The sequence below is a fragment of the Lachnoclostridium phytofermentans ISDg genome (genome assembly GCF_000018685.1).
Lineage (GTDB): Bacteria > Bacillota > Clostridia > Lachnospirales > Lachnospiraceae > Lachnoclostridium > Lachnoclostridium phytofermentans.
In genome coordinates this window covers 4,137,701-4,159,204 of the sequence record NC_010001.1, presented here as the reverse complement: position 1 = coordinate 4,159,204, position 21,504 = coordinate 4,137,701, and the positions used below count along the sequence as shown (strand labels likewise).

General features: G+C 37.8%; 11 protein-coding genes and 2 rRNA genes. 11 read left to right on the top strand and 2 right to left on the bottom strand.

Annotation, left to right across the window (positions count from 1 at the left end; genetic code table 11):
- Positions 1 to 21 precede the first annotated feature (21 nt).
- Positions 22 to 1,566: a glycoside hydrolase family 43 protein gene (locus CPHY_RS17610; protein WP_012201400.1), complete on the top strand. Its 1,545-nt coding sequence runs from the start codon at positions 22 to 24 to the stop codon at positions 1,564 to 1,566.
- 67 nt (positions 1,567 to 1,633) lie between these two features.
- Here the strand turns inward: CPHY_RS17610 and CPHY_RS17605 are convergent, their stop codons facing one another.
- Positions 1,634 to 2,530, bottom strand: a complete 897-nt coding sequence (locus tag CPHY_RS17605; protein ID WP_012201399.1) for an AraC family transcriptional regulator — start codon at positions 2,528 to 2,530, stop codon at positions 1,634 to 1,636.
- Positions 2,531 to 2,872: 342 nt separating this feature from the next.
- Between CPHY_RS17605 and CPHY_RS17600 the strand changes: the two genes are divergently transcribed.
- Positions 2,873 to 4,273 (top strand): alpha-galacturonidase, encoded by a 1,401-nt coding sequence (locus CPHY_RS17600; protein ID WP_012201398.1) that lies wholly within the window; start codon positions 2,873 to 2,875, stop codon positions 4,271 to 4,273.
- A gap of 192 nt (positions 4,274 to 4,465) precedes the next feature.
- Here CPHY_RS17600 and CPHY_RS17595 read toward each other — a convergent pair whose 3' ends face one another.
- Complete coding sequence (locus CPHY_RS17595) at positions 4,466 to 5,047, bottom strand: TetR/AcrR family transcriptional regulator (RefSeq protein ID WP_012201397.1); 582 nt, start codon at positions 5,045 to 5,047, stop codon at positions 4,466 to 4,468.
- 210 nt (positions 5,048 to 5,257) lie between these two features.
- Between CPHY_RS17595 and CPHY_RS17590 the strand changes: the two genes are divergently transcribed.
- From CPHY_RS17590 to rrf, 9 genes are all read left to right on the top strand, one after another.
- The gene (locus tag CPHY_RS17590) at positions 5,258 to 6,988 is read left to right on the top strand and encodes an NAD(P)/FAD-dependent oxidoreductase (RefSeq protein WP_012201396.1); all 1,731 of its coding nucleotides are present in this window, start codon (positions 5,258 to 5,260) and stop codon (positions 6,986 to 6,988) included.
- A complete protein-coding gene (locus tag CPHY_RS17585; RefSeq protein WP_012201395.1) occupies positions 6,982 to 8,304 on the top strand; it encodes an NAD(P)/FAD-dependent oxidoreductase in 1,323 nt (440 codons plus the stop codon). The genes CPHY_RS17590 and CPHY_RS17585 overlap by 7 nt, the downstream gene beginning before the upstream one ends.
- The gene (locus tag CPHY_RS17580; RefSeq protein ID WP_012201394.1) at positions 8,301 to 8,657 is read left to right on the top strand and encodes a DUF1667 domain-containing protein; all 357 of its coding nucleotides are present in this window, start codon (positions 8,301 to 8,303) and stop codon (positions 8,655 to 8,657) included. The genes CPHY_RS17585 and CPHY_RS17580 overlap by 4 nt, the downstream gene beginning before the upstream one ends.
- A 31-nt stretch (positions 8,658 to 8,688) precedes the next feature.
- Positions 8,689 to 10,242: an FGGY-family carbohydrate kinase gene (locus CPHY_RS17575; RefSeq protein ID WP_012201393.1), complete on the top strand. Its 1,554-nt coding sequence runs from the start codon at positions 8,689 to 8,691 to the stop codon at positions 10,240 to 10,242.
- A gap of 246 nt (positions 10,243 to 10,488) precedes the next feature.
- The gene (locus CPHY_RS17570; protein ID WP_012201392.1) at positions 10,489 to 12,228 is read left to right on the top strand and encodes an FAD-binding oxidoreductase; all 1,740 of its coding nucleotides are present in this window, start codon (positions 10,489 to 10,491) and stop codon (positions 12,226 to 12,228) included.
- A gap of 388 nt (positions 12,229 to 12,616) precedes the next feature.
- Positions 12,617 to 13,438 carry a formamidopyrimidine-DNA glycosylase gene (locus tag CPHY_RS17565; RefSeq protein WP_012201391.1) on the top strand — a complete coding sequence of 274 codons (822 nt, stop codon included), beginning with the start codon at positions 12,617 to 12,619 and terminating at the stop codon, positions 13,436 to 13,438.
- A gap of 271 nt (positions 13,439 to 13,709) precedes the next feature.
- Complete coding sequence (locus CPHY_RS17560; RefSeq protein ID WP_012201390.1) at positions 13,710 to 18,794, top strand: carbohydrate binding domain-containing protein; 5,085 nt, start codon at positions 13,710 to 13,712, stop codon at positions 18,792 to 18,794.
- Positions 18,795 to 19,502: 708 nt separating this feature from the next.
- A 16S ribosomal RNA gene (locus CPHY_RS17555) occupies positions 19,503 to 21,032 on the top strand.
- Positions 21,033 to 21,115: 83 nt separating this feature from the next.
- Positions 21,116 to 21,233: ribosomal RNA gene (rrf, locus tag CPHY_RS17550) — 5S ribosomal RNA — on the top strand.
- Positions 21,234 to 21,504: the final 271 nt, after the last annotated feature.

Below are 21,504 nucleotides of genomic sequence, written 5' to 3'. Positions count from 1 at the left end.
AGCACGCAGATGGGAGTTTGTATGATTCAAAATCCAATATTACGAGGCTTTTGTCCAGATCCAAGCATTATCAGAGTTGGTGAGGATTACTATATTGCAACATCAACCTTTGAGTGGTGGCCAGGAATTCATCTTTTCCACTCGAAGGATTTGAAGAATTGGGAGCAGATACCTTCTCCGATTGCAAGGAGGAGTCAGGTAGATATGATAGGCAACCCAACTTCCGGTGGAATCTGGGCTCCTTGTCTTAGTTACTCTGATGGTATCTACTATATTGTATTTACGGATGTTAAGACAAAAAAAGGACGATTTTATAATAACCATAATTATCTCATTCAGTCGAATGCTATTGATGGGGAATGGTCTGAACCTATTTATTTAAATAGTACAGGATTTGATCCTTCCTTATTCCATGATACGGATGGTCGAAAGTATTTGGTGAATATGAGAAATGGTTTTAAAGGAATATTGCTTCAAGAATATGATACCAAAAAGAAAACACTTGTAGGGGAAATCAAAAATATTTTTAAAGGTACATCTTATGGGTATACAGAGGGACCTCACCTATATCACATAGGGGATTGGTACTATTTAATGACAGCAGAAGGAGGTACTGGATATGGACACTGCGTAACGGTTGCCAGATCAAAAGATATCTGGGGTCCTTATGAGGTGGATCCAAGTAATCCAATGCTGACTTCTAAGGAAGATGATGACAGTATCTTAAAAAAATGTGGACATGCAGATTTTACGGATACGGGGAATGGCGAATGGTACATGGTTCATCTTTGTTCCAGACCAAGGGAAGGGACAAAAGATTCCCTGCTTGGTAGGGAGACTGCAATTCAAAAAGTGGAGTGGACTGAAGACGGCTGGTTAAGACTTAACAATCAGACAGGTAAAGCGGATGTAGAAGTGGCAGAGCCAATTGGAATAACTTCTTATCCTGTACCTAAGCGGGAGAATAGAGATGATTTTGATAACAATACATTAGATATAGTTTATTCTAGTCCAAGAATTCCACTCGGGGAGAAGGCTAGTCTGTCCGAAAGAGCTGGCTATCTAAGATTATACGGACAAGAGTCACTGAATTCTTTACACAGCGTTAGTCTGCTGGCAAGAAGACAAACAGAATATTATGCGAAAGCTATGACCGGATTAGAATTTAAACCAAGTCACCCAGAACAGGTTGCAGGTATTACGTATTTTTATGATGCCTTAAATCATTTTATCTTTGGGAAATCGGTAGACGAAGAAGGTAGAGAAGTTTTAATTTTACTTCGTAATGATACTGGGGTATATGAAGACTTGATAGAGCCACTGGTATTAGAAGAACATAATCAACTGCATTTACAAGTAGAAACTGATGAGTATGGAGCCTATGCCTATTTCTCTTATTCTTATGATGGCTTAAGTTGGTTTAAAATAACTGGGGAGTACAGCACAAAGATACTGACAGATGAGCATTGCAGAGGTTTTACCGGAGCACATTTCGGAATCTTTTGTTTTGATATGACAGGACTATCCTTACCTGCGGACTTTGATTATTTTCATTACGAGGAATGAGAATAGGAAGAACCTGTTCTCTAGGTTCTCCCTGTTAAATATAGAATACTTGTAATTCAGGGTCTTCTTATTCTACAGGTTCTGCCTTCTTTGTACGTATTGGCTGAATTTCTTTTCTGTTTTGCTTCCGATACTTTAAAGGAGAGGATTCTGTGTATTTTTTAAATACTCTCTCAAAGTAAGTAATACTTTCAAACCCAAGTTGAGCCGAAATCTCGGAGATATTGGATTCACTGTAAAGTAGCAGGTATTGTGCTTTTTGAACACGGTGAATGTTGATATATTCATTCACTGTAAATCCGGTAACCTCTTTAAAAATACGGCTAAGGTAACATTTACTTACAAAGAAGTGTTTCGATAGGGCATCGAGTGAGATTGGATTGGTACAGTTATTTACAATATAAGAAGCAACCTCATCGACTTTACGATGTTTTGCTGTAGTAGCGGTAGTCGCAGGTATAAAGGTATTGGTATCAGCTTTACAGCGCATGGAAAAAATAAGTAATTTCGCTAGTTTCATCATAACGGATATCTCAAATCCGATCGATTTGTTTTGAATTTCTGTAGAGATACTAGTCAAAAGACGCTCAATACGTCGCTGATCCTTTTCCTCTAATTCTAATACGCCATAATGCTTGGAGAAGAAGTCCTTTAAAGACAAATCTCCAAAAAAGGAGAAGAAAGAAGCAAAAGGCTCTTCTTTTAACTCAATGAGAATTCGATCATGGTAAGAAGTACCGGCTAAACCTGTCTTATGTATTTGCCCACGATTTACAAAAACTAAACTACCCTTTTTTACAAGATAGGTTTGATGTTCAATAAAGTAATAACGTTCACCTTCCAAAAGATAATATACTTCATATTCATCGTGAAAGTGTTTTGTAGGCATGTTATATTCATAGTCTCGTATGATGCGGTCGATGGTGATTCCATTTAGGGATTCTTCAAATACAATTTGTCTCATAGTTTCCTCCATTTTTTGCGCTGTCTTACGTGAACCTTAAGTTTATGATTGCAGCGTAGACAAAACAATTCTTTCAAAGCGTTGGGTTAACCAATAATTTATGCCAAGAATGAGATGGTTTGAATTGGTTGATACACTAGGATATATTTTTAACCAGTAAAACAAAAGTATGATTTAAAAATTTGTAAGAGAAAAAGTGAATTGATATGTAACTTGTATCATATAGTTTGAAAATTAATATGAAATACAATATTTTATAATATAATTATACCTCATTCTAATAGAAAGTCCAGTGTAGAATAAGGTAGAATAAGGTTCTTTGTAAGAAAGGAGTAACGGAAGATGAAATATAATAATGGAAAAGTTTCTGATGTAAAAATTGCTTATATAGGAGGCGGATCTCGTGGCTGGGCATGGACATTTATGACAGATTTGGCTATGGAACCAAATATGAGCGGTAAGATATCTCTATATGATATTGATCAAGAGGCTGCAAAAAATAACGAAATCATTGGTAATATGATAACCAGACGAGATGATACGGTTGGAAAATGGAACTACGAGACAGCTAATACTATGGAAGCGGCGTTAACGGGGGCCGACTTTGTTGTAATTTCTATACTACCTGGAACCTTTGATGAGATGGAAGCAGATGTACATATGCCGGAGCGTCTAGGAATCTACCAGTCCGTTGGAGATACTGCTGGACCAGGAGGTATGATGAGGGCTCTTCGTACCATTCCGATGTTTGTTACAATAGCTAACGCAATTAAAGAGTACTCGCCTAAAGCTTGGGTCATTAATTATACCAACCCAATGTCTATGTGTGTAAAAACGTTATATCATGTATTTCCGGAAATTAAAGCATTTGGTTGCTGTCATGAGGTATTTGGAACACAGAAGGTTCTAAAAGGAATCGCTGAACAGGAATTAAAGATAGATCGTATTGATCGAAACGATATCCATGTCAATGTACTTGGCATTAATCATTTTACTTGGTTTAATTATGCTTCCTATCAAGGGATTGATTTGTTCCCTATTTATTGTAAGTATATTGAAGATCATTTTGAAGAAGGATTTGAAGAAAAAGATGAGAACTGGGCAAATGCATCCTTTGCTTGTAAGCACCGTGTGAAGTTTGACTTATTTAACGAATTTGGTTTAATTGCAGCGGCAGGTGATCGACACCTGACAGAGTTTATGCCAAGCGAACGATATTTAAAGGATAAAGAGACGGTAGCAGATTGGAACTTTGGTCTAACAACAGTTGAATGGAGAAAAAAAGATTTAGAAGACCGTTTAAATAAGAGCCATCGATTGGTTAGCGGAGAAGAAGAGATTAAACTTGAGCCATCTGGTGAAGAAGGCATACTATTAATCAAAGCACTTTGTGGTTTAACAAGAGTTATTAGTAATGTGAATATTCCTAATACGAATCTTCAGATTGAAAATCTTCCAAGTACTGCAATTGTGGAAACGAATGCGGTGTTTGAGAGAGATTCCATACGACCTATTATGGCGGGTGAAATGCCAGAAAACGTTGTTAAATTAACAATGCCTCATATTTTAAATCACGAGTACATTATGGAAGCAGCGCTTACCTTCGATAAATCCTTGGTGGTGAAAGCATTTGAACAGGACCCATTAGTAAAGGATATGGCAACAAAAGAAGAAGTAGAAAAACTTGTAGAGGATATGTTAGATGCTACAAAGGCATATCTTCCAAAAGAGTGGAATCTATAGAGATAGTATAGACGGTTTTAAATAGCCTCCAACCAAAATCTCTTTGTCACATTGTTAATCAGTTAGCTAGAGCATGACGGTTTATTTAGGTCGAGGTTACATCCGACAGGGAGCTCGAGCCGTCTCCTACTTTATTAAAAACAATCGCAAATCCATAATAAAGGGTTTGCGATTGTTTTTGTTTCTATAAATTTATTTTTCATTTTCTACATAAGATATCACTTGTTTCATAAATTGCCCACTCTGTTTAATAAACAGATCAACATCTAAATTATCATTATTCAAAGTTTTATGAATGAAGAGTCCGTCACTTATTAGTAGAATAAGCCAGGTAATATATTCTGCGGGAAGTTTATCATTTCGATCACTGATTTTTTTAGATATTAATTTTGCAAAATCATTATATCGCTGCATCAATTTGGAACGAACTTCTTCGTTGCCAAGCATAGCATCATAAAAAAAGTGTAAACGCATTCCTACATTCGCAACATCTCGCTCTAAAACATACTGTACAAGACGATGTAGCGAGGTATCTTTTTGTGGATTTTCTGTCCATGCAATTAAATCGTCCCATTGCTGTTGTAAATACTTATCCGTTATATCAAATAAAATATCATTCTTATTTTTATAATGGTAATAAAGTGTTCCTTTAGAAATACCAGCACAGGAAGCTATTTGAGCAAATGTTATTTCAGAGAGCTTCTGAGTTTCCAACAGTTGCTCGGTTGCATTAATAATTAATTCTTTGACATTATCTTTTCTTGGAGCAGCCATAGAATCTCCTTTCAATTCTTTAGAAGTAGCTATGTAATTACAATATCTTGAAACAGTATATACTTTTTTATCATATTTGTCCAATATTTAGGTAAAAAATAATGAAAAAATGTATAAAAGTATCAATAGTGAATTGACACATTTTCATAATTCTGGTAATATGTAGTAAAACGAGTCGGACACGTGTACGACTGGGAAGGAAGTGGGTGAATGAGCGGAAAAGTCTTTGAAAGGAAACTGAATAAGAAACTAGAAAGATACTTTCCTGGAAGTGTATCGGTAAAGGTAGAGGACGATTGCATTCGAGTTTCTGGACAGCTAACAAATTGGGAGGATATTATAAAGGCATGTAGAATGTGTGTCAGCAAAGATAAACGATTACATGTAGTAAATGACATTAAGCTTATGGATACGAATATTCGGGGTATGAGAATTCCAAAAGAAACTTCAAAAGAGCTCGAAGGCATGAAGCCAGATGTTTTAATTATTGGTGGCGGAATCTCAGGGGCAAGCATTACTAGGGAATTATCAAAATGGAACTTGAATATTTTATTAGTAGACAAAGAGGCTGATCTTGCTATGCAGGCATCTGGACGAAATGATGGTGAAGTTCATCCTGGTGTTGACTTAAACAAAGGAAGTTTAAAACAACATTATGTGGTGCAAGGCAATCAAATCTTTGACAAGGTTTGTAAGGAACTTAATGTTCCATTTAAGCGAAGAGGCCAATATGTAGGTTTTAAACAAAGATATTTATTACCGTTATTGGCAGCTTATGCATGGCAGAAAAAACATATTTGCGGTGTAACGGACACAAGAATTATCGGGCGAGAGGAATTAAGAAAACGAGAACCAGAGTTAAATGATGAGTTTGCATTTGCCCTATATAATTCAAGTGCAGGTTGTGTTTGCCCTTATGGATTAACTATAGCATACGCGGAAAATGCAGTACAAAATGGTGCAAAGGTTTCCTTAAATACAGCTGTTTTAGGAATGGATGTGAAAGACGATCAGATTGTAAGTGTGACCACAAACAAAGGTATTCTTTATCCCAAGTTAGTAATTAATGCGGCAGGAACATTTGCAGAAGATGTTGCAGCAATGGCGAAAGATCGATTTTATTCCATTCATCCAAGAAAAGGTACCAATTCTATACTGGACAAAAAAGCAGCACATTTGGTTAAATCAATTGCCTCTATTAAAATGATTTCCCGTAATAAGCTGCATACCAAAGGTGGTGGTATCTTAAGAACAGTACATGAGAACTTACTTGTGGGACCAAATGCAATTGAGACCTATGAAAAAGAAAACTTTGCAACAGAAAGTAAAAGCATAAAAGAAGTATTTAATAAACAGAAATTAATCGCAAAAGGGTTATCGGAGCGAGATATCATTACATATTTTACAGGAGTACGTGCAGCAACTTTTGAAGAAGACTTTATCATTGAAAAAGGAAGAAAGACAAAGAATCTGATTCACTGTGCAGGCATTCAATCTCCTGGGTTAACGACAGCACCAGTAGTCGCTTTGGATATTGAAAAGATGGTCATCAAGGAATTATCAAAAAAGGAGTTAGTTACTAAGAATAAAAAATTCAATCCAATACGAAAAGGTATCCCAGTATTGAGGGAGATGTCCAGTGAAGAGCGTACCAAAATGATTCAGAACAATCCAGACTACGGAATTATCATATGTCGTTGTGAGGAAATCAGCAAAGGTGAAATTATCGATGTGCTTAACTCTCCCATATCAGTACCAACCGTTGATGGTATAAAGAAGCGAATTCGTCCAGGAATGGGTAGATGTCAAGGCGGATTTTGTATGCCACTAATCTCTCAGATTATAAGTGAACATGAGAACATTTCAATTCAGGAAGTAAAAAAATCAAGCTCAGACGCTTATATAACCTTGGGGGATACAAAGGGGGGAACCACATGTTAAACTATGATGTAATTGTAATAGGAGGGGGACCTGCGGGTCTGGCTGCAGCCATATCAGCTAAAAGGCAAGGTGCAAAAGTTTTATTAATTGAACGTGAAGAACGGCTGGGTGGTATCTTAAAACAGTGTATCCACGATGGTTTTGGTTTACTTCGATTTGGTGAGAAACTTTCCGGTCCTGAATATGCATGGCGCTATGTCGATGAGTTTCATCAAAGAAAGATTGATTTTAATGTCCTTACCTATGTTACAGGAATTGAAAAACTAGAGCATAACTATTTGGTACGTGTAGTAAATACAAAAGGTGTGCTTGAATACACTTCAAAATCTATTATCTTAGCAACCGGCTGTCGAGAGAGAACAGCGAAGCAGGTTTTTATTCATGGAACGAGGCCATCAGGAGTATTTACTGCAGGAACAGCACAAGCATATACCAATATATTAGGTCAGCTTCCAACAAAAAAATGTGTTATCTTAGGAAGTGGCGATATTGGATTAATTATGGCAAGAAGACTCACCTTAGAGGGAGCAAAAGTATGTGGGGTATATGAAGCAAAGGCTACTCCCTCTGGACTAACACGAAATATTATGCAGTGTCTTAATGACTTTGATATTCCACTATATTTATCACACACGGTAACTAGACTTTACGGGGAAGAAAGGTTACAAGCAGTTGAAATCATGAAGGTGGATGAGTCAATGGTGCCAATTCCGGGGACAGAAGAGATTGTAGAATGTGATTCTTTAATATTATCAGTTGGCTTGATTCCTGAAAATGAGTTGGCAGAAAGTCTGAATGTACGAATGGATTCAAAGACAAAAGGGCCAATTTGTGATGATGATTTTATGACAAGTGAACCAGGAATCTTTATTTGTGGGAATGCACTTCATGTTAATGATCTGGTGGATTATGTATCAGAGAATGGGGAACTTGCAGGAAAAGCAGCTGCAAAATATTGCTATGAGTCAAAAGAGTTAGTATCATTCAAAGTAGACAAAGATTTTCTTTACTTTGTACCACAACAGATTGGTATCAGTCAAGAAAGCAAACCTGCTACATTTTATTTTAGAAGCAGTCAAGTATTAAGGAAGGCCGTAGTAACAATAAAAGTCAATGGAAAGCAAATATTTGAAAAGAAATATTCATATTTAAAACCTCCAGAAATGGAAACTATCAAGCTGGATATGAGTCAATTTCATTTAGTTAAAGAAGATACTCTAACAGTTGAAGTGAAAGGAGAAAAGTGTGAAGAAAAATCTATTTCACACCCCTTGATTAGTACGCGTGCAGAGCACGCAGATGGGAGCCAAGTATGAAAGAACTTGTCTGTATTGTCTGCCCCAATGGTTGCGCGATGATGATTGAAGAAATGGGGACTTCAATCAAGGTTTCAGGAAATCAATGTAAGCGTGGAGAAGAATTTGCAGTTAGTGAGATGATACATCCAATGCGAACCATCTGTTCTACGGTTAAAACAAACTTTCCTAAAGTACCTGTACTTCCAGTCAGAGTGTCTGAAGAAATACCAAAGGATAAAATCTCTGATGTTATGAGGGAAATAAATAAAATGGTGGTAACGAAACCTATTTCAATTGGGGATGTCATTATAGAAAATGTACTGGGGTTAAATGTTAACATTATAGCGACAAGCAACATATTAAAGGAATAATAATAGGAATTCAATCAAGGAGAGGGTAAAGATGAAGAATCCGTTGATATTAACCTTTGATTTGGGGACGCAAAGTATGCGTGGAATGCTCGTAAATAAACAGGGACAGATAGTACATATAATTCAACATAAGTATGAGACTCCATACTATTCCAAAAATCCAGGGTGGGCAGAGCAAAAGCCTGAATTTTATTTTGATACATTATGTTCTATATCCAAAAAGTTAAAAGAGAAAAGTCCAAATGGCTATGAGGATGTTATTGGGGTAACACTGACTACCATTCGAGATTCATCGGTGTGTCTAGATGAAAATTATGAGCCTTTGAGAGATGTTATATTGTGGTTAGATAGTAGAGAAACAAAACACGTAAAACCGTTTAAGTGGTGGATTAAAATCGCAATGAAACTAGTTGGTATGGAAACAACTTTAAATAAGCAATATAAGGTTTCCGTTGCAAATTGGATTATGGAGAATGAACCTGAAACTTGGGCAAAGACGCATAAGTTTGTTATGTTACCAACCTATTTAAACTATAAAATGACAGGGCAGTTAAAAGATTGTCCGGCAAATATGATTGGACATATTCCGTTTGATTATAAAAAAATGAATTGGCAGACAAAAAATAATCCAAAACGCTGTATGTGCGATATTCCAAATCTGAAGATGTGCGAGTTGGTACAGACGGAAGAAACGATTGGAATGATTACAAAACAGATGGAAGAATTGTCTGGAATTCCACAGGGGCTACCACTCATTTCCACTGGTTCCGATAAAGGCTGTGAAACGCTAGGATTATCGGTAATTAGTGAAGATCAAGCAGCATTGTCTTTTGGAACAACTGCAACGGTTCAGTTTGCTACAAAGAAATATTTTGAACCAAAGCGTTTTCTTCCAGCATATCCTGGAGTACCACGTGGGATGTTCAATCCAGAGATTGAGATTTTTCGTGGCTACTGGTTAATTTCCTGGTTTAAACGTGAATTTGCCATGAAAGAGTGTGTTGAAGCAAAGGAACGGGGTTGTGATCCGGAGAAGATTCTAAATGAAAGACTTAGAGAAGTACCGCCGGGGTGTGAAGGGTTAATCTTACAGCCTTTTTGGACACCAGGAGTTGTCACACCCAATGCGAAAGGCGCAATTATTGGATTTTCAGATGTTCATACAAGAATCTATCTTTATCGTGCGATTATTGAAGGAATCGGATTTGCACTAATGGATGGAATGTACAGTATGGAGCACCGGTCAGGGCAAAAGATAAAAGAAATATATGTAGCGGGTGGTGGGTCACAAAGCGATGAGATTTGTCAGATTACCGCTAATATGTTTGGACTTCCAGTCATACGTATTCAAACACATGAAGCCTCCGGCTTGGGGTCTTCCATTGCAGGATTTGTAGCCATGGGCGAGTTTAAAAGTTATGAGGAGGCAATCACACATATGGTACATGTAAAGGATACGTTTCAGCCAGATATGGAAGAGCATAGCATCTATAAAAATCTGTATCAGTATGTATATAAACGAATTTATCCAAGATTATCACCACTCTATATAAAAATAAAACATTTGACAAGGAGCGAAGTGTGAAAGAATAAGGCTCTTTCACACGGAATTTGTGCCTGCGTCGTCCTCGGCGCAAATATCCAGTCTACTAAACAGGCATGGTTTCCTGTGTGAAAGAACAAGGTTCTTTCACACAGACTACTGAGCAGGCATGGTTAAGAAGTCACGCGGATACTAAGCGGGTATGTTTTTAAGCGTGAAGGAAAATATCTTTACACTTGGTTATTTGAGATGCCGCAAAGCGGCATTGTGAAAGGAGCAGGTATAATAATGAGTAAGCCATATACAGGATTTGAACCTAAATGGGTGAAAGAAGCAGCGCCAAAAAACAGTTATCGATCTATCTTTCGCTGGGGAGACCCTGAGTTTGTGAAATATCCTAAAGAATCATTGTTTAAGATGATGAAGGAAAAGTTTGAGATGAAGGATGAAGATTTCAAACAATATACCGGTGATATTGGAATGGAGAAAGTAAAATTAGATATTCCATGTGGTTTAGATAAAGTACATATCAAGGCCCTAAAGGATATAGTTGGAAACGAATTTGTAACAACGGACGATTATCCACGTCTTGCTGTTGCCTATGGAAAGACCGGTTATGATGCATTGCGGCTTCGTGAAAGACGAGTTGATTGTGTACCAGATGTTGTTGTCTATCCTGATACAACGAAGCAGATTGAACAGATTGTTGAATATAGTACCAAACATAATATACCTCTTTATGTGTATGGTGGCGGTAGTAGTGTTACAAGAGGTGTGGAACCAATAAAGGGTGGGATCTCGCTGGATATGAGGCTAAGGTATAACAAAGTACTTTCCTTTAACGAGATTGATCAAACGATTACCGTTCAAACGGGTATGTCGGGACCACAGTTAGAAGAGGCGCTAAATCAAGCTCCTACCTTGTTTGGTGCTAAGAGAGCATATACCTGTGGGCATTTTCCGCAGTCTTTTGAATACAGCAGTGTCGGTGGATGGGTTGTAACAAGGGGAGCAGGTCAAAACAGTACTTATTATGGATGTATCTCTGATATTGTAATGGGACAAAAATATGCAACGCCAATTGGAACGATTCAAACAAGTCCTTATCCAATGGAAGCTACCGGTCCAAATTTGAATCAGATAATGATGGGTGGGGAAGGGACTTTTGGTGTTTTGACAGAAGTAACTTTAAAAGTCTTTCGCTATATGCCGGAAAACAGAAAAAGATTTTCTTATATTTTTAAGAACTGGGAAATAGCTCAGGAGGCAGCTAGAGAAATGATGCAGTGTGAGGCAGGATTTTCTTCCGTTTTTCGATTATCCGACCCTGAAGAAACAAATTTAATGCTTCGTTTATACAATGTAGATGAAACTCCTTTACATAAGATCTTTGATATCAGGGGATATAAAGATATGGAACGCTGCCTGTTTTTAGGATTTACAGATGGTGAAAAAGGATTTTCTAAAAATGTAGCTAAGAATATTAAAAGAATTGCAAAACAATATGGTGGCATGAGTTTGACCTCATTTGTAACGAAGAGTTGGGAAAAAGGCCGATTTAATGACCCATACCTTAGAGATACTTTAATGGATTTTGGTATTACAACCGATACATTAGAATGTACTGTGAACTGGTCCAATATGGCACAGGTACATAGGGATGTTAGAGAAGTCTGCCACAAATTACCGAACACCATTGTAACAACTCATATGTCACATTGCTACCCACAGGGAGCAAACCTTTATTTTATCTTTATTACCAAGTTAAGTGATGCTGAAAAGTTCAAAGCATATCACAGCACTATCCTTGATGCAATTCAGAAATCCGGTGCAGCTATGAGTCATCATCACGGAATAGGTAAAATGTTTGCACCTTGGTTAGAAGGTCAGCTAGGCAGAAAAGAATATGGAGTATTTAAGGTTCTTAAGGATTATTTTGATCCTGGGTATAATATGAATCCAGGCGGAACACTTGGATTAGATTTAAAGGAAGAAGAAAAGAGATTTCTAAAATCAGATATTAAATAACGTTTTAGTTCTCTTTCCTTCAAACATTATAACGCTACTATTGTTTTCTTGGGTATAATGGAAGGCTTACTATGATTATTCATTTTATCATAGTAAGCCTTTGTTTTAGTACTGATTTACAATCTTTAAATTATCGGTCCCACCCGCAAATAAAATTAATCTGATAACAGCAGCCCTTATTGCCTGTAACAACTTGATTGTGCATGATAACATTAATAATCTTACTTATGAAACTCATATCATATTTTTACATTCATGAAATGATAAGAGAAGCTAGGCGAATTAGCTATAGAATGTAAAAGAAGAATGACAGATTATGTAAACTAGTTTATAATATTGATTAGAAAGCACTATCCAGCGGAACATATCATTACATGAGGAGGTTTTTATGCTTGAAATACCGGAAAGTATAGTATTATCAAAGGAAATAAATGAAAGTCTTGTAGGTAAAGTAATTCGTTATGTAAAAGCAAATCAATCACCGCACTCTTTTGCATGGTATCATGGAAATCCAGAAAATTATGATGAACTTCTATCTGGTAAGACCATAGTAAAGGCAAGACCATGTGGTGGCATGTTAGAAATTAAAGCAGATGATTGTAAAATCGTATTTACAGATGGAACATCCATACGCTATTATGCTGATAGGAATAAAGCTCCAAAAAAGAATCAACTATATATAGAGTTTGAAGATGATTCTGCATTAGTGGTAACAGTCATGATGTATGGAGGTATTTGGGCATTTGCGGAGGGAGAATTTAAGAATAATTATTATCAGGGAGCAATAGATAAACCACATCCATTATCTGAGGAATTTGATTATACTTATTTTAGGTCCTTGTATACCGATAAATGTGAGAATTTATCCGCTAAAGCATTCCTAGCAACCGAACAAAGAATACCCGGATTAGGGAATGGAGTACTTCAGGATATTCTTTTTACCTCAGGCATTCATCCAAAGAGAAAGATGAAGAATGTAGAGGAAGAAGAATTTTTAAATCTATTCTCCGCGATAAAGAGTGTTCTTCGTGATATGGTGGAAGGTGGCGGCAGAGATACTGAAAAAGATATATTTGGTGAAGAAGGAAAGTATCTTACTTATCTAAGCAGAAAAACCTATCTAACCCCATGTACAAAATGCGGACAGGAAATAAGGAAGGCTAACTATATGGGTGGCACAATTTACTTTTGTGAGAATTGTCAGAAATAGGTTTACAGATATAAAATTTTAAAAGTAATGAATACATGTGATGGAAGGGAAGCTTTGCCTCCCTTTTTTGTGATGAATTTTGTCCTAAAAGTGTGCAATCTAAAAAATATGTACCTTCTATAAAATACAACCACTGATATCTTGTGTGGTTGTATTTTACTATAGGAAGTAGCTGATTTCATCAGCTGTATTTCATGCTATAAGGAAACGCATGGGGGTCTACCATAGCATGGGATTTTAGGAACTGCGATATGTAAGAAGGAGGTATGTTATGAGGAGAAAAACAAAAGGTAACCTTAGTAAAAAGATTTTGTCAATTTGTCTTTGTACAAGTATGGTATTATGTTCTGCTGTACCCAATATAGTAAGAGCATCAGATCAAATACCAGAAGAGTCTGTTCCTGTGATAGGAGATACTATTGTCACTAATGATGGTACAAACGATAACCTTTGGAAGCTGGTATGGCAGGATGAATTTAATGGAACAGAACTTGATACGACAAAATGGGGATATCAGGTTGGTGATGGGTCAGCCTATGGAATTGCGGGTTGGGGAAACAGTGAACAACAGTACTACACCGATGACGGAAATAATGTGAGCTTTGAAGATGGTAAGCTAGTAATTACTGCAAAGAAGAACCATGATAGCAACAAATATCAGGGAGCCTCTTATACTTCAGGAAGAATCTGGACCAAGGGTTCCATCGATGCATCCGAACAAGGAACACCCGCATTGTTTACCAAAAAATACGGACGTTTTGAAGCAAAAATTTCTATGCCAGAAGGAACAGGTTATTGGCCAGCCTTTTGGATGATGCCGGCTTATGATAAATATGGAGGTTGGGCGTTGTCCGGTGAAATCGATATTATGGAAGCAAGGGGAAGACTCGTGAATCAAGTGGGCGGAACACTCCACTATGGCGGTTCATGGCCAAACAACAAATACATGGGTGATAACTATACTTCAGAATCTTTTCGCATCACGGACGAACATGTCTATGCTTTAGAATGGTTACCGGGCGTTATGCGTTGGTATGTGGATGACATTCTTTATTATGAAACAAGCGATTGGTATTCAAAAAGAGATGGAAATCCTGTAAATTATACCTATCCAGCGCCTTTTGATCAGGAATTCTATCTCATGCTTAACTTGGCTGTCGGTGGAAATTACGATGGTGGACAGCTAGATACTTCACTGGATAACAGACAGATGAAGATAGATTATGTACGAGTTTATGACTTGGAAGGGCAGACATATGATGAAAATGTATTGCCTCCAGCCGTGTTACCAGATCCTCTTCCAGAGGGAGTTGCTATAGGTTCTAATCTTATTACTGGTACCTTTGATGCAATTCACAAAGTGACAAGTGATTATGCGAATAATAGTACCAATGGTTGGGATTTGGTTTGTTTGCCTGATTTTTCGGGAGATGCGATTGCAGAAAAACAAGAAGACGATTCTGCAAGAATAGCTATATCATCACAGGGAAACCAGACTTATTCCATTCAAATGATACATAAGCTTCCGTTAACAAAGGGATATCGCTATAAAGTATCTTTTGATGCAAAAGCAGATGCCTCACGTACGTTGGAAATTAAAGTAGCAAATCCGATAAATTTCAGTCTTTATTCGGATGTAGTTAATGCCACATTGTCTACGTCTTATAAGACACATCAGTTTACTTTTGATATGAGCAAAGACTCCACAACAGGAAGGCTAGAGTTAAATATGGGACTTAGCAACATTCCTGTATCCATTAAAAATGTAAAAGTTGAAGTATTAGAATTAATTGGGGATATTTCAGAGGATGCCCCAAAGCCACCACTTGCAAATGGAGAGCATATTTATAATGGAACCTTTGATCAGGGAAATGCAACTCGTATGCAGTTTTGGAGAGTGGTTGGAGCAACAGGTAATGTTACCGCTTTAGAAAGGGCTCTAAAACTATCGGGCTTTGACGTATCCTTATCAGATTCCTTTATAGAACAAGTAGGTTTAAATCTATTAAAAAAGGATACCTATCAGGTAAAATTCAATGCAAAATCGGAACATACCGGTACGGTTAAGTTAGAACTTTTAAGTGAAGATAGTATGACCGTCTATGGAAGTAAGGAATATGAGATAGGCTCTACTATGACACCATGCGAATTAACTTTTACAATGGGAACTGATACAGATGAGATGTCAAAGTTAAGAATCTATGTAGGTGGAAATACAGGTATCATTACGCTTGATGATATCTCAATGAAGCGCTTGACTGATAATAATGTAAGTTATGAAGGTGTGAAAATTTATCCGGTAGGTAATGGAGATTTTTCAGCAGGGACCGCAGGATGGACTGTATCGCAAACTGACTATGCTGTAGAGTCTGAAAATGGTGAAAATGTTTGCTATGCAGTTGGTGCTAGGTGTATAAATAATTACGATAAGATGCTATTGTACCCAGGTGTTGATATTGCTAAGGGATTAAATTACACAATGAAGTTTAAGGCGAGAACCTCAAGTGATCAGACTCAGACTCCGATTATCAGAATACAGCGTGAGGGCGGTGACTGGGCAAGTGTACTGGATACAAGCTTTGATATCACAAAGGAGTGGCAGGAATATACTTATAATTTTACAGCAGGGTTTTCAGGAAACCTTGGACTTAAGTATCTGTTAGGGGCGTTTAGTGAGATCTGTAGGTTTTATGTTAAAGATGTGGAGCTGTATGTTACAAATAAACCGTTATTACAAGGTGCATTTTTGGTTAGCTCTCAAGCTACACCAAAGGTATCCGAAGATATTATCCTAAGGTACTATGAAAAATCAGGATGGGAAAATGCAGAAAATATAAAGTTTTCTATCAATAATGTCCCAGTCGATAGTAGCCTTGTTAGTTTTAATAAAGCAGATAAAACGGTTACTTTAAGATCTGAATTATTTGATAGAGCTGGTGTCTATACCATACAAGCAACAGCGGATGGATATGATTCAACGAATGCATTAGTTCAGTCAGTAATGGAGAGCGGTGGTAATCTCGTAGTCAATGGCTCTTTTGATAATGGAACAGAAGGCTGGGGCACCTATTTTCAAAATGGCTGTGGAACGATAGATGCTACAGAAAAAAATGCAAAGGTTCATTTTATATGGCATGAGGGAAATACTTGGGATTTACAGCTTTACCAAGAGAATATCCCAATGGAAGGCGGAAAATCTTATGTGTTAGAATTTGATGCAAGCGCTACGATACGCAGACCATTTACCATAGAGCTTGGTGTGAAAAACGGTGCAAATCCTTTATCTACAGCAGTATTAGAAAAAGATATCTCTCATTATAAGTTTCGATATGATTCCCCTGTATCCGGTGGAACAAAATTAAATTTTCTACTTGGAAATGTAACTAAGGGAGATTTGATAACATCAAATCAAAACAATCCGCATGATATTATCGTTGTCAATATTGTGATTCGAGAGATGACACCGGAGGAACTTTCCAAAGTAACCCCGGAAATGATTGTAAAGCAAACAATCAAATTAGGAGAAGATAGTATCTTAACTCATTCAATAGAAGCAGCTTGGAATGAAGCACCAAAGACTGTGTACATAAACGGAGAAGCTGTACCGTCTAATAAGGTTACTTATTACGAAGATTCAGTTATCCTAGATAAAAGCTTATTCCTGGTAGCAGGAAATTATAGAGTTGTAATAAAAGCTGCTGGTATGGATGATACAATAGAGGTAACTCAGGTTGTGATAGGATCCGATGGTGAATTTATCAAAAATGGTACTTTTGAAGACTTTAGTTTTTGGGGATCATGGTTTATGAATGGAGATAAGACCGGATCATTAGTAGTTTCGGAGGGAAAAATAGCAGTAACTTCTGCTGGTCAGAGCTCTGAAACTTGGGCAATCCAAGTATTCCAAGACTTAGTACCGGTTAGTAAAGGGGTAGAATATACACTTACCTTTGATGCAAAGTCTACGCAGAATCACCAGATTGTTGTACAATGCGCAGGTCAAGCAGATAAGACATTTATATTAACTACAACTCCTCAGAAATATTCTTGGACCTTCACCTCAGCGATAAATGGTACGAAACTTAATTTCCTACTCGCTACCAAAGAGGCAGAAAATAATGTATATACAATTGAACTTGATAATATTTCTATCAAGAGAAGCAGTGATGTTGTAGTGACACCAACTCCAACACCAGAGGTAACACCAACAGTGACACCGACTCCAACGCCAGAAGTGACGCCGACAGTGACGCCAACTCCGACGCCAGAAGTAACACCAACGGTAACGCCAATGGTGACGCCAACTCCGATGCCAGAAGTAACGCCGACAGTGGCGCTAACAGTAACACCATCACCGACACCGATAATTACTCCAACCATAGTACCTATACCGGAACAGGTTAGGAATCCGGTTGAAGTATATATTTATGATGGAGCTGCAAAGATTGTGTTAAATATGGATGCTTCTTTAATAGAGTTACCAGAGGAATTTATTCTTTCACAACTTCGTAGCAATTATGTTGATAAGGTCATTATTGAAGTTAATACAAAACATGAGATGCTACCTAATTATGTGATTAAGAAGGAAGTTTTGGAAGCGGCTGTTAAAAATAATAAGGATATTTACTATGTTGTTAAGGATAGTTTAGGTACAGTTCTTTATGAGTTAAAATTGGATGTCAATAATTTAGCTAAGGGAACCATTACTGGAGAGTTATCTCTCGGTGTTGATATTGGTAGAATATCTAATAATAAGAGGATAAGTAGTATTTTATCGAAAGATAAAAACAATACTGACGGACTCTTCCTTGATTTTAAGCAATCAGGAGTACTACCGGCGCAAAGTGAAATTAAATTCTTTGTTGGGAAAGAGTATGGATTTAAAGCCTTACAGAAACTATATCTCTATTCGGTAAATAGTAATACCGGAATGCTTGAGCCGGTACCATTTGGTACAACATACAGAGTTGATAAAGATGGTTATGTGGAAATTCCTATTATAAAAGGGAATGAGTATGTTCTATTAAAAGAAAAAGTATCGAAAGAAGGAATTACATCGACAAAAGATCTTATACAAGTAGAAAATGAATTAACTTTAAACCAAGGAAAAAAACAACAAGTATTAGCAGGTCTTCCGATTACTTTGGAAAGAGTTGAGAGCTTTACAATGAAGGCTTTATTCAGCGCCAAAGGAAGAGTGGTTATAGCATATCAATCCAGTGATGAAGAGATTGCTACTGTTGATGAAAATGGAACGATTACTGCTAAGAGCCAGGGTGCTGTTACGATTACTACTAAAGTAAAATTATATTACGGAGCGACTTATACCTATCAGACCAAAGTAATTATCAAATAAAGGTTATTTTGAGTGCTATCCTATGAATTGATCTTTAGGATAGCACTTTTTATAGGAGTAAATTATTTTTTTAGTGTATTGTTTCATTTCTAAATTCGTGTATCTATCCATAAGTAAAGGGAGAAAGTCTGGAAGAAAATATTTAAAAGTAGATTATGAAAATGATTTAAAAGTAGATTACGAAATTAATTTAATTTAGTTGTTGACAATTAAGTTTTAAGGTGATACACTAAATAAGCTGTCGCTGAGAGATAACTGAATTGTGTAAACAATTTAATACTCTCAAAAACCTTTTAAAATAAGGGTTGACAAGCAAAGCAAAACATGATATTATAAATGAGTTGCTAAATTGTTTGAAAAGAATAAACAGTTCAAAAAACTTTGAAAAAAGTTCTTGACAAACAAAAAGCTACATGATATACTAACTAAGCTGCTTGTGAGAAACAAAAACAAGCACACAATGAACTTTGATAACTGAACAGTGAAACAACCTTGAAATTCGTTGAGAATAAAAGTCCAAGCAGAAATGTTTGGCAATAGAACTGTGTTTGATGAAAATCAGACACAACCCTATAACAGTAAACGGAAACAAAGATTGATAACTAAGGCAACTTAGAAGTCAGCAATTGTTCTGAATGGTTAAAACCTTAAAAGGTATCTAATTGACTAACGTCGATTAGTATCAGTTTTTAACTTCGTTAAAAACTTTAATTTGAGAGTTTGATCCTGGCTCAGGATGAACGCTGGCGGCGTGCTTAACACATGCAAGTCGAACGGAGTTTTTAAATGGAAGTCCTCGGATGGAAGTTTAGAAACTTAGTGGCGGACGGGTGAGTAACGCGTGGGTAACCTGCCTCATACAGGGGGATAACAGTCGGAAACGATTGCTAAAACCGCATAACATAGCGAAACCGCATGATTTTGCTATCAAATATTTATAGGTATGAGATGGGCCCGCGTCTGATTAGCTAGTTGGTGGGGTAATGGCCTACCAAGGCGACGATCAGTAGCCGGCTTGAGAGAGTGACCGGCCACATTGGGACTGAGACACGGCCCAAACTCCTACGGGAGGCAGCAGTGGGGAATATTGGACAATGGGGGAAACCCTGATCCAGCGACGCCGCGTGAGTGAAGAAGTATTTCGGTATGTAAAGCTCTATCAGCAGGGAAGATAATGACAGTACCTGACTAAGAAGCCCCGGCTAACTACGTGCCAGCAGCCGCGGTAATACGTAGGGGGCAAGCGTTATCCGGATTTACTGGGTGTAAAGGGAGCGTAGGTGGTAGGTCAAGTCAGATGTGAAAGCCCAGGGCTCAACCCTGGGACTGCATTTGAAACTGGCTTACTAGAGTGCAGGAGAGGTAAGTGGAATTCCTAGTGTAGCGGTGAAATGCGTAGATATTAGGAGGAACACCAGTGGCGAAGGCGGCTTACTGGACTGTAACTGACACTGAGGCTCGAAAGCGTGGGGAGCAAACAGGATTAGATACCCTGGTAGTCCACGCCGTAAACGATGAATACTAGCTGTCGGGGCTATCATGGCTTCGGTGGCGCAGCTAACGCAATAAGTATTCCACCTGGGGAGTACGTTCGCAAGAATGAAACTCAAAGGAATTGACGGGGACCCGCACAAGCGGTGGAGCATGTGGTTTAATTCGAAGCAACGCGAAGAACCTTACCAAGTCTTGACATCCCTCTGACAACCGAGTAACGTCGGTCTTCCTTCGGGACAGAGGTGACAGGTGGTGCATGGTTGTCGTCAGCTCGTGTCGTGAGATGTTGGGTTAAGTCCCGCAACGAGCGCAACCCCTATCTTTAGTAGCCAGCAGTTCGGCTGGGCACTCTAGAGAGACTGCCAGGGATAACCTGGAGGAAGGCGGGGATGACGTCAAATCATCATGCCCCTTATGATTTGGGCTACACACGTGCTACAATGGTGACTACAAAGAGAAGCAAGCCTGCGAGGGGGAGCAAATCTCAAAAAGGTCATCCCAGTTCGGATTGTACTCTGCAACTCGAGTACATGAAGCTGGAATCGCTAGTAATCGCGAATCAGAATGTCGCGGTGAATACGTTCCCGGGTCTTGTACACACCGCCCGTCACACCATGGGAGTAGGTAACGCCCGAAGTCAGTGACCCAACCGTAAGGAGGGAGCTGCCGAAGGCGGGATTTATAACTGGGGTGAAGTCGTAACAAGGTAGCCGTATCGGAAGGTGCGGCTGGATCACCTCCTTTCTAAGAGTAAGAGTAAAGGTTGTTTCACTGTTGAGTTATCAATTTTGCCTTAGGGCAATAAATTAAATAGATAGCACCAAATTTCTGGTGGCGATGCGCTTAGGGGAAACACCCGTTCCCATCTCGAACACGATGGTTAAGACTTAAGCGGCCGATGGTACTTTGCTGGAGACGGCACGGGAGAGTAGGTGGCTGCCAGATTTATAAAAAAGAAAAGAATGAAAATTCTTCTAATATATAAGTAATACTAACAAAAGATAGTTAAACAAAAGAAGTAAATATGCAAATCTTCTCACATGGTATTTATATCATAAGAGAGTTCACATAGATACTGGTTTAACCAGTGATTGGATGAATCAAATGAATATCTTCTATAATAATTAAGAAAGTATTTAACATATTTGATTGATGCAATGACTGATTAAATATCAGTCGGGTTGTAATAACAACCAAAAACTGTACTTTGAAAACT

Bases quoted from the DNA above. Each gene is read 5' to 3' on its own strand.
- CPHY_RS17600 (WP_012201398.1), top strand. From the start codon at position 2,873: ATGAAATATAATAATGGAAAAGTTTCTGATGTAAAAATTGCTTATATA.
- CPHY_RS17605 (WP_012201399.1), bottom strand. From the start codon at position 2,530: ATGAGACAAATTGTATTTGAAGAATCCCTAAATGGAATCACCATCGAC.
- CPHY_RS17595 (WP_012201397.1), bottom strand. From the start codon at position 5,047: ATGGCTGCTCCAAGAAAAGATAATGTCAAAGAATTAATTATTAATGCA.
- CPHY_RS17565 (WP_012201391.1), top strand. From the start codon at position 12,617: ATGCTTGAAATACCGGAAAGTATAGTATTATCAAAGGAAATAAATGAA.
- CPHY_RS17575 (WP_012201393.1), top strand. From the start codon at position 8,689: ATGAAGAATCCGTTGATATTAACCTTTGATTTGGGGACGCAAAGTATG.
- CPHY_RS17590 (WP_012201396.1), top strand. From the start codon at position 5,258: ATGAGCGGAAAAGTCTTTGAAAGGAAACTGAATAAGAAACTAGAAAGA.
- CPHY_RS17570 (WP_012201392.1), top strand. From the start codon at position 10,489: ATGAGTAAGCCATATACAGGATTTGAACCTAAATGGGTGAAAGAAGCA.
- CPHY_RS17610 (WP_012201400.1), top strand. From the start codon at position 22: ATGATTCAAAATCCAATATTACGAGGCTTTTGTCCAGATCCAAGCATT.
- CPHY_RS17580 (WP_012201394.1), top strand. From the start codon at position 8,301: ATGAAAGAACTTGTCTGTATTGTCTGCCCCAATGGTTGCGCGATGATG.
- CPHY_RS17560 (WP_012201390.1), top strand. From the start codon at position 13,710: ATGAGGAGAAAAACAAAAGGTAACCTTAGTAAAAAGATTTTGTCAATT.
- CPHY_RS17585 (WP_012201395.1), top strand. From the start codon at position 6,982: ATGTTAAACTATGATGTAATTGTAATAGGAGGGGGACCTGCGGGTCTG.